The 12494-nt window shown below is 71.2% G+C and carries 13 protein-coding genes; 8 read left to right on the top strand and 5 right to left on the bottom strand.

From position 1 onward, the window contains the following. The 7 genes from ACWAUO_RS06170 to lnt all read left to right on the top strand — a co-directional run bounded on the left by ACWAUO_RS06170 (position 1) and on the right by lnt (position 8100). The gene (locus ACWAUO_RS06170; RefSeq protein WP_460773940.1) at positions 1–921 is read left to right on the top strand and encodes an FKBP-type peptidyl-prolyl cis-trans isomerase; all 921 of its coding nucleotides are present in this window, start codon (positions 1–3) and stop codon (positions 919–921) included. An 84-nt stretch (positions 922–1005) separates the two neighbouring features. Further along, positions 1006–1935, top strand: a complete 930-nt coding sequence (locus tag ACWAUO_RS06165) for a helix-turn-helix transcriptional regulator (protein ID WP_460774366.1) — start codon at positions 1006–1008, stop codon at positions 1933–1935. Beyond that, the gene (locus ACWAUO_RS06160) at positions 1932–2900 is read left to right on the top strand and encodes a helix-turn-helix transcriptional regulator (RefSeq protein WP_460773939.1); all 969 of its coding nucleotides are present in this window, start codon (positions 1932–1934) and stop codon (positions 2898–2900) included. The genes ACWAUO_RS06165 and ACWAUO_RS06160 overlap by 4 nt, the downstream gene beginning before the upstream one ends. 64 nt (positions 2901–2964) lie before the next feature. Further along, the gene (gene tatA, locus ACWAUO_RS06155; RefSeq protein WP_460773938.1) at positions 2965–3219 is read left to right on the top strand and encodes a Sec-independent protein translocase subunit TatA; all 255 of its coding nucleotides are present in this window, start codon (positions 2965–2967) and stop codon (positions 3217–3219) included. A gap of 65 nt (positions 3220–3284) precedes the next feature. Next, positions 3285–4043 carry a twin-arginine translocase subunit TatC gene (gene tatC / locus ACWAUO_RS06150; RefSeq protein WP_460774364.1) on the top strand — a complete coding sequence of 253 codons (759 nt, stop codon included), beginning with the start codon at positions 3285–3287 and terminating at the stop codon, positions 4041–4043. Next, a complete protein-coding gene (locus ACWAUO_RS06145) occupies positions 4040–6475 on the top strand; it encodes a DEAD/DEAH box helicase (protein WP_460773937.1) in 2436 nt (811 codons plus the stop codon). The genes tatC and ACWAUO_RS06145 overlap by 4 nt, the downstream gene beginning before the upstream one ends. A gap of 23 nt (positions 6476–6498) precedes the next feature. Further along, on the top strand, positions 6499–8100 hold the full coding sequence (gene lnt, locus ACWAUO_RS06140; RefSeq protein WP_460773935.1) for an apolipoprotein N-acyltransferase: 1602 nt from the start codon (positions 6499–6501) through the stop codon (positions 8098–8100). Position 8101: 1 nt separating this feature from the next. On the opposite strand, the gene ACWAUO_RS06135 is transcribed toward lnt, so the two are convergent. Together ACWAUO_RS06135 and ACWAUO_RS06130 are read right to left on the bottom strand one after the other, a co-directional pair. Further along, on the bottom strand, positions 8102–8473 hold the full coding sequence (locus tag ACWAUO_RS06135; RefSeq protein ID WP_460773933.1) for an RNA polymerase-binding protein RbpA: 372 nt from the start codon (positions 8471–8473) through the stop codon (positions 8102–8104). Between the two features lie 95 nt (positions 8474–8568). Then, on the bottom strand, positions 8569–9348 hold the full coding sequence (locus tag ACWAUO_RS06130) for a glycerophosphodiester phosphodiesterase family protein (RefSeq protein ID WP_460773931.1): 780 nt from the start codon (positions 9346–9348) through the stop codon (positions 8569–8571). Between the two features lie 90 nt (positions 9349–9438). Between ACWAUO_RS06130 and ACWAUO_RS06125 the strand changes: the two genes are divergently transcribed. Then, the gene (locus tag ACWAUO_RS06125) at positions 9439–10212 is read left to right on the top strand and encodes an SDR family oxidoreductase (RefSeq protein WP_460773929.1); all 774 of its coding nucleotides are present in this window, start codon (positions 9439–9441) and stop codon (positions 10210–10212) included. Between the two features lie 64 nt (positions 10213–10276). Here the strand turns inward: ACWAUO_RS06125 and ACWAUO_RS06120 are convergent, their stop codons facing one another. From ACWAUO_RS06120 to ACWAUO_RS06110, 3 genes are all read right to left on the bottom strand, one after another. Continuing rightward, positions 10277–10828, bottom strand: coding sequence for an HdeD family acid-resistance protein (locus tag ACWAUO_RS06120; protein ID WP_460773928.1), 552 nt, complete (start codon positions 10826–10828; stop codon positions 10277–10279). Positions 10829–10914: 86 nt separating this feature from the next. Then, on the bottom strand, positions 10915–11835 hold the full coding sequence (locus ACWAUO_RS06115; RefSeq protein ID WP_460773926.1) for an AEC family transporter: 921 nt from the start codon (positions 11833–11835) through the stop codon (positions 10915–10917). Positions 11836–11890: 55 nt separating this feature from the next. Next, on the bottom strand, positions 11891–12448 hold the full coding sequence (locus ACWAUO_RS06110) for a Dps family protein (protein WP_460773925.1): 558 nt from the start codon (positions 12446–12448) through the stop codon (positions 11891–11893). Between the last annotated feature and the right edge of the window lie 46 nt (positions 12449–12494).

Here is a 12494-nt window from a genome sequence, read left to right as displayed (position 1 = left end):
GTGCGTAAACTGCCCGCCGTCCTCACTGCCGCCGGCCTCGTGGCCGTGACCCTCACCGGCTGCTCGGCCGGGTCGCCCACGTGCGACCGCGACGTGTCCGACGACCGCCTCGGGGACATCGTCGACGTCTCCGGCGCAGTTGGGGAGCTGCCCGAGCTGTCGGTGCCCACGCCCTTCCACGCCTCCGGCGTCGAGATCACCGATCTCGCGGTCGGCGACGGCACCGCCATCGTCTCGGACTGGCAGGATGTCGTGCTCGGCATCAGCGTCGTCGACGGCGACACCGGCGAGGTGCTCATCCAGCAGGGGTACCAGGGCCTCGACTCGGTGACCAGCGTGTCGACCTGGACCGGTGCGATCCCCGGTCTCGAGGACGCCCTGATGTGCGCGACCTCCGGCACGCGGATGCTGGTGGGACTCGACGCGGAGGAGCTCGGTCAGGCTGGGCAGGCGCTCGGTGTCTCCGACGGCGCGTCGGCGCTCATCGCCATCGACGTGCGGAAGGTCTACCTGTCCGCCGCGGACGGAGCCGACCAGTTCAACTCCGGCTTCGGTCTGCCGGCCGTGGTGCGGGCGCCGGGCGGCCAGCCCGGTGTCGTCATCCCGGACGCCCCCGCACCGACCGAACCGGTCGTGCAGGTCCTGAAGAAGGGTGACGGCCAGGTCACCGCCGCCGAGGACAGCATCCGCATCAACTACACGAGCGTCGCGTGGGAGACGCGCGAGGTCGGCGGCACCTCGTGGGGCGCCGAGCCGTACGTGTACGACCTCTCCGGCTACACCGACCCGCTCACGACGGCGCTCATCGGGCAGCCTGTCGGCTCGCAGCTGATGGTGGTGCTGCCCCCGGCCGAGGGCGCCTCGGGCGACACGCAGGTGTTCGTCGTGGACATCCTCGGGATCGACGGCCAGGCGGACTGACCCGGGCCCGCGCCGTCCTAGGATGGCCGGGTGCCCACCCACCCCGCTCCCGAGGAACGCCTCGTCAACCTCGTCGTGGCGCTCATGGCCACGCAGCAGGGGCTGACGAAGGACGCGATCCTCGCCTCCGTCTCCGGGTACCGCGAGCAGGTCGACGCCGGCGCGTCCAAGGACGCGCTGGAGAAGATGTTCGAGCGCGACAAGGAGAGCCTGCGACAGCTCGGCGTGCCGATCGAGACGATCGGCGACCACGCCGACCCCGACGACCTCCGCGAGGCCCGCTACCGCATCCCGACGAGTGAGTACGCCCTCCCCGAGGACATCGCCTTCACCCCGGCGGAGATCGCGCTGCTGCACCTCGCCGGCGGCGTGTGGGAGTCGAGCTCCATGTCGGCGGAGGCCCGCAGCGGCCTCCGCAAGATCCGCGCGCTCGGTGACACCGTCGATGAGCAGATCATCGGCTACGCACCGCGCCTGAACGTGCACGACGCCGCCTTCGCGCCGTTGCAGCGCGCGATCGAGCAGACCCGCGTCGTCGTCTTCCACTACCTCAAGCCCGGGGAGCAGGCGCCGAAGCGTCGTCGGGTCCGGCCGCTCGCGCTCGTCGACTACGAGGCCCGCTGGCACGTGCTCGCTGACGACCTCGACGCGGGCGCCGAGCGCACCTTCCTCCTCTCCCGCATCACCGGACCGGTCGAGACCACTCGCGAGCGGTTCGACCCGTCGCTCCGGGAGGGCGCCGGCGACCGTGCCCTCGCCGGCCTCGCCGCCGTCGCGGCACGCCAGGTGGCGCACCTCGAGGTGCACCCGGGCACCGAAGCGGCCCTGCGCCTGCGGCGCCGCGCACGCCCGGCGGAGCAGGGACTGGACGTCCCGTACGTCGACGCGCACGTCTTCGCGGACGAGCTCGCGTCGTACGGGCCGGAGGTGCGGGTCGTCGCGCCCCAGGACCTCCGCGACCTCGTCGTCGCGCGACTGCGCGGTGCGCGGGTCCGGAACGGAGGCGTCGCATGAGCGCGGAACGCAAGCTCCCCGCCGCCGACCGCGCCGCCCTGATGCTGCAGCTCGTGCCGTACCTCGTCGAGCGCGGCGAGGTCTCGGTCGCCGAGGCCGCCGCGGACTTCGACGTCACCCCGGCGCAGATGCGACGGATGGTGGAGACGCTCACCGTCATCGGCCGTCCCGGAGAGGGCGGGTTCTGGCAGATGCCGCACGACCTCTTCGACATCGACTGGGATCTGCTGGACGCCCAGGACCGCATCTCGCTCACCCACACGGTGGGCCTCGAGCGTGCACCGCGCCTGACCGCCCGCGAGGCGGCAGCGCTCCTCGCCGGACTCCAGCTCGCCGGCTCCCTGCCGGGGCTGTCCGACTCGGCCGTGCTGACCGGGCTCCTCGCCAAGCTCGCACGCGGCGCCTCCGCGGCCCCGCCGGAGGTCATCGTCGCCCCCGCGCCCGTCGACGAGGTGCGCGAACGCGTGGGGGAGGCTCTCCGCCACGGCGTCGCACTGTCCTTCACCTATCGCACCCCCGACGGCGAGCCGATGACCCGCACCGTCGACCCGGTCAAGGTCCACATCGCCGACGGCCAGTGGTACCTCCAGGGATGGTGCCATCTGCGTGAGGCGGTCCGCACGTTCCACCTCGACCGGGTCTCCGATCCGATCGTCACCGACATCCCCGTCTCGCATGGGGATGCGGAGGCCCCGGCGCTGTTCGACGCCGATCGCGGTGAGGTCATCGCCCGCATCCGGTTCCCCGCGGCGCTCGCGCCGCTCCTTCAGGCGCATCTCTCCGGTGCGGAGACGACCGAGGACGGCGACGGGTGCACGGCGACCATGCGGCTCGCCGACGAGCGGAGCCTGCGCCGGCTCGCCACCCGGTTCGGCGGCGACATCGAGGTGCTGTCGCCGGACGCCGTCCGGCGGGCCGTCGACGACTGGGCACGCGCCGGACTCGAACAGTACGGCCTCGGCTGAGCGCTACGAGGCCCGCGACGGGAACCGGGGTAGACTGGGTCGACCCACGGTGGAAGGACACCTCATGCTTCAAGGACTCACCGGCTGGCACTTCCTGATCATCCTCCTGGTGATCCTGCTCCTGTTCGGTGCCGCAAAGCTGCCGGCCCTCGCCAAGAGCCTCGGCCAGTCCGCCCGCGTCTTCAAGGGTGAGATGAAGGAGATGAAGAAGGACGACGCGGCCGAGGCCACCTCGACCGAGACGCCCTCCGACCCGGGCACCACGATCTCGAGCGACGCGACGCGCCGCCCGAACGGATCCGGCGACTCCGTCTCCTGAGCCCGGTGGTCACCACCGGTCCCGCACGCGTGGAGGACGCGAACGCCCCCCGGCGCGACAAACGCATGTCGCTCGGGCAGCACCTGGTCGAGCTGCGGAAGCGTCTGATGATCGCCGCCGTCGCGCTCGTCTTCGGCATGGTCGCGGCGTTCTTCCTCACCGACCCGATCATCCACCTCATCACCGAGCCGATCCGCACCGTCGCGGCGACGCGGGGCGAGGCGGGTAAGGTCGAGCTGATGTTCAGCACGGTCAGCAGCGCCTTCGACCTGCGACTGCGGATGTCGTTCGCGATCGGCCTGCTGCTGTCCGCGCCCATCTGGCTCTGGCAGGTCTGGGCGTTCATCATGCCCGGACTCACCCGTAAGGAGATCCGGTACACCGTCGGCTTCATGGCGGCCGCCATCCCGCTGTTCTTCGCCGGATGCTTCGTGGGGCTGCTGATCATGCCGCATGTGGTCGAGCTCATGTCGTCGTTCGTGCCGGAGTCCGGCGCCTCGTTCTACGACGCGTCGTACTACTACGACTTCGTCTTCAAACTGCTCATCGTCGTCGGCATCGCCTTCGTGCTGCCGGTGTTCCTCGTGGCGCTGAACCTCGCTGGTGTCATGTCTGGCAAGGCCATCCTGAAGGGCTGGCGGGTCGCGATCCTCATCGCGGTCGTCTTCTCCGCGCTCGCCACCCCCGCCGCGGACGTCACCTCGATGCTGCTGCTGGCGGGCATCATGACCGTGCTGTACTTCGCCGCAGCGCTCCTGTCGCTGGTCTTCGACCGGCGTCGGCGCAAGCGTGAACAGGATCTCCTGGGCGGCGCCGCCGGATGACCGAGCCGACCCCCGCCGAACGGTACGCGCAGGCACAGGAACGCAGCCGGCATCCGTTGACGCGGGCGTTCGCGGCCGCGCAGCGCTTCGAGCTCGACCCGTTCCAGTGGGAGGGGTGCGCCGCGCTCGAGGACGGCCACGGCGTGCTCGTGGCCGCACCGACGGGAGCGGGAAAGACGATCGTGGGGGAGTTCGCGATCCACCTCGCGATGCTCGAGCCGCGGGCGAAGGCCTTCTACACGACGCCCATGAAGGCGCTGTCGAACCAGAAGTTCCGCGAACTCGTCGACGTGTACGGGCCGGACGAGGTCGGCCTGCTCACCGGCGACACGAACATCAACGGTTCGGCCCGCATCCTGGTGATGACCACCGAGGTGCTCCGGAACATGCTCTACGCGGACTCGCCCGCGCTGCGCGATCTGCGCTTCGTCGTCATGGACGAGGTGCACTACCTCGCCGACCGTTTCCGCGGCGCGGTCTGGGAGGAGGTCATCATCCACCTCCCGCGCCGCGTGCGTGTCGTGGCGCTGTCGGCGACGGTGTCGAACGCGGAGGAGTTCGGCGACTGGCTCGACACGGTCCGCGGCGACACGGACGTCGTGGTCTCGGAGATCCGGCCGGTGCCGCTCGAACAGCACATGCTCGTGCGCGGCGACCTGCTGCCCCTCTTCGACGATCGGGCGGGCGCCGCGGTCGCCCAGGTCAACCGGGAACTGCTGCGACTGCGCTCAGGAGGCCCCGTCGGCTACGACGCACCGCGCCGGGGCCGGGGACGCGGCCCCGGCGGACGCGCCGGCGGTGGCGCCCCGCCCCGCCGCGCGGAGCGCATCGACCGCCCGCAGGTGGTCGAGCTCCTGGGGCGGGCGAACCTCCTGCCCGCGATCTTCTTCATCTTCTCCCGCGCCGGCTGCGACGGGGCGGTCGCCCAGACACGCCGGGCCCGCCTCCGGCTCACCACCCCGGAGGAGCGCCGTGAGATCCGCGCGGTCGTCGAGGAGCGCACCCGGATGCTGCCGGAGGAGGACCTCGCGGTGCTCGGGTTCTGGGAGTGGCGCGACGACCTGGAGCGCGGTGTCGCCGCGCACCACGCGGGGCTGCTGCCGGCGTTCAAGGAGATCGTGGAGGAGCTCTTCCAGCGCAAGCTCGTGAAGGTGGTCTTCGCGACCGAGACCCTCGCGCTCGGCATCAACATGCCCGCGCGCACCGTCGTGCTGGAGCAGCTGGAGAAGTTCAACGGCGAGGCGCGGGTGGCGATCACCTCGGGGGAGTACACCCAGCTCACCGGCCGCGCCGGCCGACGCGGCATCGACGTGGAGGGGCATGCGGTCATCCAGTGGACCCCGGCCGTCGACCCGCAGGCCGTCGCGGCGCTGGCGTCGCGTCGGACGTACCCGCTGAACTCGAGTTTCCGGCCCACGTACAACATGGCCGTGAACCTCATCGACCAGTTCGGTCGGGCCCGCGCACGGGAGATCCTCGAATCGTCCTTCGCCCAGTTCCAGGCCGACCGCTCGGTCGTCGGGCTCGCCCGTGAGGTGAAGGAGGGGGAGTCCTCGCTCGAGGGCTACGCGAACGCGATGACGTGCGATCGCGGCGACTTCGCCGAGTACTCGGGCATCCGCCGTGAGCTGAGCGACCTCGAGAAGCTGAACCGTCGTGACGTGACCGCAGGCCGCGCCACCCGGGATGCGCGCCAGCGGCAGATCCAGACGCTGCGCAAGCGGATGCAGCGGCATCCGTGTCACTCGTGCCCCGACCGCGAGCAGCACGCCCGGTGGGCGGAGCGGTACTGGAAGCTGAAGCGGCAGATCGACAAGAAGCGGCGGCAGATCCAGACCCGCACCGGCACCGTGGCTCGCGTCTTCGACCGGGTCGTCGACGTGCTCACCGAACTCGAGTACGTGGCGGAGGCCGCGGACGGGGTCGCCCTGACGGCGGCGGGGCGCACGATGCGTCGGATCTACGGGGAGCGTGACCTGCTGGTGGCCGAGTCGCTGCGTCGCGGCATCTGGTCGAAGCTGGATGCACCGTCGCTCGCCGCGCTGGTCTGCGCGCTCGTCTACGAACCCCGCCGCGACGACGGCGGCGCCGCCGACCGCGGACTGCCGCGCGGACCGTTCCGGGAGGCGATGGCCGAGACCGAAGCGCTGTGGGCCCGGCTGGACGACCTCGAGCAGGCGCATCACCTCCCGGGGTCGCAGCCGCCCGCGCTCGGCCTCTCCGCAGCCATGTACCAGTGGGCCCGCGGCGCGGTGCTCGACCGGGTGCTCCTCGAAGCCGACATGGCGGCAGGGGACTTCGTGCGCTGGGCGAAGCAGACCATCGACCTGCTGGATCAGCTCTCGCTGGTCGCGGACGGCCCGGTCGGTGCGACGGCCCGTGCGGCGCTCGACGCCGTCCGACGCGGCATCGTCGCCTACAGCTCGGTCTGAGCGGCGCGCCGTAGGCTCGAACGGTGCCTGGAGACCGCCCCGCCGAATCGACGCCGCGACCGGCGCCGCCCCTCCGTCTGGCGTTCGCGCTGCCGGCCGCCGTCGCCGCCGGCGTCGTGCTCTCGACGGCGTACCCCGCACTCGGGTGGTGGCCCGCCGTGTTCGTCGGGGTGCCGCTCGCGCTGCTCACGCTGATCGGTCGCCGCGTCGGCGGCGCACTGCTGGTCGGGTTCGTGTTCGGCGCGGCGTTCTACAGCGTGAACGTCGCGTTCACGGCCCGCTACCTCGGGCCGGTGCCGTGGCTCGCGCTCTCCCTCTTCGAGGCGCTCCTGACCGGTGTGGCCGCGATCGCCGTCACGCTCGCGTACCGCTGGTTCCCCCGCGTGCTCCCCGGGCGCTGGGCCCGTCTCGTGGGACTCCCCGCGCTCGTCGCAGGGCTGTGGACCATGCGGGAGCAGTTCCTCGGCAGCTGGCCGTACGGCGGGTTCCCCTGGGGGCGCGTCGGCGTGGCGTTCGCGTCGAGTCCGCTGGCCGAGACCGCCTCGTGGGTGGGGATCTCCGGGTTGGGCTTCCTCGTGGTGTTCGCGTGCGCGGCCGCGATCGAGGTCGGTCGTCTCGGCCTGCTGCGCCGGCCGCTCGCGTTCCTCCCGACCGTCGTCACCGTGCTGGTGCTGGTGCTCGTCCCCGCGTTCCCGACGACGGATGCCGGCGGCATCCGCATCGGGGCGGTGCAGGGCAACGGACCCACCGGCTACTTCGACCAGCGCGACCGGGGCGAGGTGTTCGACGCGCAGCTGGCGGCCACGCAGCCGGTGCTCGGGGAGGACCTCGACCTGCTCGTCTGGCCCGAGGGCGGGGTGGACTCCGACCCGCTCAGCACGCCCGTGACCCGGGCGCGGCTCAACCGGCTCGCAGCCGAGGCGGACGCCCCGCTGCTCGTCAACGCCGCCACCGCGCGCGGCACCGAGTACTTCAACACGTCGATCCTCTGGGAGCCGGGGGAGGGGCCGACCGCCCTGTACGACAAGCGGCATCCGGTGCCGTTCGGCGAGTACGTCCCGGACCGCTGGCTCTACGAACCGCTCGCGCCCGACCTCATCGGTCTGCTGCAGCTGGACTACACGCCCGGCGTCGAACCGCCGGTCATGACGGTCGGGGACACCCGCGTCGGGCTCGCGATCTGCTTCGACGTCATCTACGACGACGTGGTGTGGGACGCGGCCGCGGGCGGCGCCGAGGTGTTCGTGTTCCAGACGAACAACGCCGACTTCCGCGGCACCGACGAGAACCTGCAGCAGCTCGCGTTCGCCCGGATGCGCGCCGTCGAGACCGGACGCGCGGTCGTGAACCTGTCGACCGTCGGCACGAGCCAGGTGATCGCGCCGGACGGCTCCGTCATCGACGGGCTCGAGGTCGACGTCGCCGGCGCCATGGTGACGGACGTGCCGCTGCGGACCGGTCTCACCCCGGCGGTCGTCCTGGGGCCGTGGCTGACGGTGCTCTTCGGCTGGGGATCGCTGGTCGCGCTGGTCGCCCTCGGCGTCGCCGCCGGCGTCCGCACGCGGCGCAGCCGCACGCACACGACGACGCCGGCCCCCGAGGGGACCGGCGTCGTCGAGAGGTGAGTTACGCGGACTTCTTCGAGGAGGCCGCGCCGCGCCGTGCGCGGATGTAGTTGAGGCGCTCCTCGAGCAGTTCCTCGAGCTCGGGGATCGTGCGCCGCTCGAGCAGCATGTCCCAGTGCGTGCGAGGCGCCTTGTCGTCGCTGTGGTCGACCGTGACGGTCTTGTCGCCCACGCGCAGGACCGCCTCGGCGCCGCAGGCGCGGCACTCCCAAGTGTCCGGTGCCTCGGCATCGGCGGCGAACGTCAGCGTGGTGTCGTGCGAACACACCGTGCAGACGTACGTGCGCTGTGTGCGCTCATGAAGAACGACGCCCTCTTCGCTCTGTAAGCTCTGGGCGCCGAGTCGAATGCCGCGGAGACTGCGGTCAGCCATTGTGTGGTCCTCTCGTCGCGTACCTCCGGTATAACGCGGCGACCTGGGCGGATCATCCGAAGGACGGCGATCGGTGGATAACTCACAGAGGATGTTCAGTCACCGGGCGCGAGGCGTGCGATGGCCGCGTCCGCCCGGTCCGTCACGACGCCGTCGACCCCCATCGCGACGAGGCTCGCCATCTCGTCCGGGTCGTTGACGGTCCACACGTGCACCTCCGCGCCGGCGGCGTGCACGACGTCGATCAGCCGCCGGGTGAGCACCCGCACGGGGCCCTGGCGCCTGGGGATCTGGACGGCGTCGACGTCGCGCAGGAGCCGTGCCGCCGCCCGGGGCGCGTACACGGCGCCGAGGAGTCTGGCGACCGTGGTGCTGCCGGGGGATGTGGCGGGCCGGAGTCCGGGACGGACCGCCACCGCCGCGTCGAGGGCCGCGCGTCGACGGCGGTCGGAGAAGCTGGTGAGCAGCACGCGCTCCGCGTGCGGGGCGACGATGCGGCCGGCCGGCTCCGCCGCCGCATCCGACTTCACGTCGATGTTGAACCTCGTCGACGGGAACGACAGGAGCGCCTGCTCGAGGGTCACCGCGCCGCCGCGCGATGACATGATCTGCTCGAGCTCGCGATGGTCGACGTCCGCGACCGCGCGCGGATCGCCGGTGACGCGGCGGAGGTCCTCGTCGTGGAACAGCACGACGACGCCGTCGCGGGTCAGATGGCAGTCGGATTCGATGTACTCCGCACCTGCGGCGTGCGCGGCGGCGAGGGCCGCGAACGAGTTCTCGGCGACACCGGTCGCATGCGCGGCGGGGAGGACGAGCCCCCGGTGGGCGAGGATGCGGGGGGATGCCGTGTGCTGCAGGTACGGATGCGTCACGGCGAGAACCTAACACGGCGTGCGGCGGCGGATTGGTAGGGTCAGGGGGGTCGCGAACGCCGTGACCGCCATGTACGACCAGGAGACCGCGTGTCCGACACCCTGACCCCTCTCACCCCCGGCTCACTCGCCGGCAAGACGGCCCTCGTCACCGGATCGTCCCGCGGCATCGGCGCCGACACCGCCCGGTACCTCGCCCAGGCCGGCGCCGACGTCGTCATCAACTACCGCAACAAGGCCCCGCGTGCGGAGAAGCTCGCGACCGAGCTGCGCGCACTCGGCGTGCGTGTGCTCGTCGTGGGTGCCGACCTCACCGACGCCGCGTCCGTGAACGCCATGTTCGACGCGGTGAAGGAGGAGTTCGGCGGGCTCGACGTGCTCGTGCTCAACGCGTCCGGCGGCATGGAGAGCGGCATGGCGGAGGACTACGCGCTGCAGCTCAACCGCGACGCGCAGGTGCGCGTCCTGGAGACCGCGACCCCGCTCCTGCGTGACGGCGCCCGTGTCGTGTTCGTCACCAGCCACCAGGCGCACTTCATCCGCACCACCCCGACCATGCCCGAGTACGAGCCGGTCGCGCTGTCCAAGCGCGCCGGTGAGGATGCGCTGCGCGAGCGGATCCCGGGCCTCGCCGACGCGGGTGTCGGCTTCGTCGTCGTCTCCGGCGACATGATCGAGGGCACCATCACCGCGACCCTGCTGGAGCGCGCGAACCCCGGCGCGATCAGCAGCCGCCGCGAGTCCGCCGGCCGCCTCTACAACGTGTCCGAGTTCGCCGCCGAGGTCGCACGTGCCGCCGTCGACCCGGTGCCGGCGGACAACACCCGCCTGGTGGGGGACATCAGCTCGTTCACCGCGGAGTGAGATCGCCCCCGCTGACGAGGAAGGGCCCCGGGGATCCCCGGGGCCCTTCCTCGTGTGCGATGGGTCAGCCGCGACCGATGGTGAACGCGCGGACGATCTGGACGACGCCGAGGATCACCAGCGACCATGCGACGAACAGCCAGAGGAACGCGGCGGCGAACACCGGGGCGATGAACAGCATGATGCCCGCGATGATGCTGACGATCGCGAAGAAGATCGTCCAGCCCTTGCCGCCCGAGGGAAGGGTGGTCAGCGACACGATGCCGTCCACGACCCAGCTGATGCCGATGAACACGGCGACGAACACGGCGAGCAGCAGCGTCGTCTCGGTGAGGTTGAAGAACGCGACGATGCCGGCGATCACGAACAGCACGCCGAGCACGGCGTGGCCGACGCGCGACCATCCGCTGAGCGACTTGGAGAAGATCGCCATCCCGATGTAGACGATGCCGGTGATGATCGCGTAGACCGCGATCATCGCGGTGACCACGACGGCCGTCTTCAGCGGCCAGACGAGGATCAGGATCCCGACGATGAGGGCGACGAGACCGCCGATGCCGAGAAGCAGACGCAAGGTCTTCGTAGCGCCGGAGGGGCCGGCGACGGTTGCGGACATGTGTCCTCCTGTGAAAATGCTGGGAACGGGTCAGGCCTGAGCATACTGTGACAAGGCCTTCGGGTGGGGGAGTGACCCGAGGCGCGTCAGTGCAGCAGCGCGAAGGCGCCCAGCAGCACCGGCACGCATCCGACCGTGGTGAGGAGGATCACGTCGCGGGCGACGACCTCGCCGACCCCGTAGTGCTGTGCCAGATTGAACACGTTCTGTGCGGAGGGCAGCGCCGCGAGCACCACCACGACGAGCACCTCCTGGGGCGTCATGCCGAAGAGGAACGTGCCGGTGGCCCAGGCGATGAGCGGCATCGCGACGAGTTTCAGCGCGCTGGCGACGACGACCTCGGCGCGGTGGCCGGCGGCGCCGAGCACGCGCTGGCCGTACAGGGACATGCCGTAGCCGATGAGGAGCACCGGGACGCAGGCGTTCGCGATGAGCTCCGCGGGCGCGAGGACCACTTCGGGCAGTTCCCACCCGGCGAAGGAGACGGCGGCGCCGGCGAGCGATGCGAGCACGGCCGGGTTGCGCGCGGTGCGGCCTGCGATGCGCGCGAACGACCGGTGCTCGGAGGTGACGGCATCCAGGATCGCCAGGCTCACCGGCGTGAAGACCACCAGCTGCATGAGGATCACCGGCGCGGGGTATGCGGCGCTCCCGAGGAGGTAGAGCGAGAGCGGGATGCCGATGTTGTTGGAGTTGACCTGACCCGCCGTGAGGCCGGACACGAGGGCCTCACCGACGGGACGGCGCCAGACGAACCGGGAGAGCAGCCACTGCGCGGCGATCACGACGACCGCGGCGATCGCCGAGACCGGCAGCAGCGAGGAGAAGAGGGTCTGCACGTCGGCCTGCGACAGCACGACGAACAGCAGGAAGGGGGAGAGGACGAAGAACGTCAGACGGCTGAGGACGAAGCGTCCGTGCTCACCGAGGAGCCCCGTGCGCCCGATGACGTATCCGACGAGGATCGCGACCCCCACGACCACGAAACCGGTGAGGGCGTTCAGCACGGTGCAAGCCTAGACGCCGCGGCAGGCCCGCCCGGACCGGCCGCGGCGTCCGTGGTCAGCGGGTACGCGGTGTGCGGTTCTCGGCGCTCACCATCCAGGACAGCTGCTCCACGCGTTCGAGCACGGCGTGCAGGATGTCGGCGCTCGTCGGATCCTCGTCGTCGACGTCGTCGTGCACCTCGCGGCACGTCGCGGCGACGGCGTCCAGACGCTCGGTCATGAGGTCGATGACCTCGGTCGTCAGCACCTCGCCCTGCGGGAACTCCGGGAGGGTCGTCGTCTCGGCGACGATGTCGCTCCGGCCGTCGGGCAGCGCGTGCAGCGACCGCATCCGTTCGGCGATCGTGTCGGCGAACTCGCGGGCTGCGTCGATGATCTCGTCGAGCTGGAGGTGGGTGTCGCGGAAGTTCGTGCCGACGACGTTCCAGTGCGCCTGCTTGCCCTGCAGCGACAGCTCGATGAGGTCGACGAGCACCTTCTGCATGTTCTCGCTGAGCTGCTGGGAGGCGGTGAACCCGTGCTCGGCGTTCTGCTCCTTCGTCAGCTCCGCGCCCGAGCGGGCGGGTCGGCGGCGGTTCTTGGTCGTGCTGCCCTTGGCGGTCTGCGTTGCCATGTCGTCTCCTTCGGTGATCGGACACCTCAACGGTAGGAAGCCGCGG

It is taken from the genome of Microbacterium sp. GXF7504, from assembly GCF_054798235.1.
The sequence above is the reverse complement of the archived record's forward strand: the minus strand, read 5'-3'. Positions and strand labels throughout refer to the sequence as shown.

Coding starts and splice junctions, on each gene's coding strand:
- ACWAUO_RS06160 (WP_460773939.1), top strand. CDS start 1,932: ATGAGCGCGGAACGCAAGCTCCCCGCCGCCGACCGCGCCGCCCTGATG.
- ACWAUO_RS06165 (WP_460774366.1), top strand. CDS start 1,006: ATGGCCACGCAGCAGGGGCTGACGAAGGACGCGATCCTCGCCTCCGTC.
- tatA (WP_460773938.1), top strand. CDS start 2,965: ATGCTTCAAGGACTCACCGGCTGGCACTTCCTGATCATCCTCCTGGTG.
- ACWAUO_RS06135 (WP_460773933.1), bottom strand. CDS start 8,473: ATGGCTGACCGCAGTCTCCGCGGCATTCGACTCGGCGCCCAGAGCTTA.
- ACWAUO_RS06110 (WP_460773925.1), bottom strand. CDS start 12,448: ATGGCAACGCAGACCGCCAAGGGCAGCACGACCAAGAACCGCCGCCGA.
- ACWAUO_RS06120 (WP_460773928.1), bottom strand. CDS start 10,828: ATGTCCGCAACCGTCGCCGGCCCCTCCGGCGCTACGAAGACCTTGCGT.
- ACWAUO_RS06145 (WP_460773937.1), top strand. CDS start 4,040: ATGACCGAGCCGACCCCCGCCGAACGGTACGCGCAGGCACAGGAACGC.
- tatC (WP_460774364.1), top strand. CDS start 3,285: ATGTCGCTCGGGCAGCACCTGGTCGAGCTGCGGAAGCGTCTGATGATC.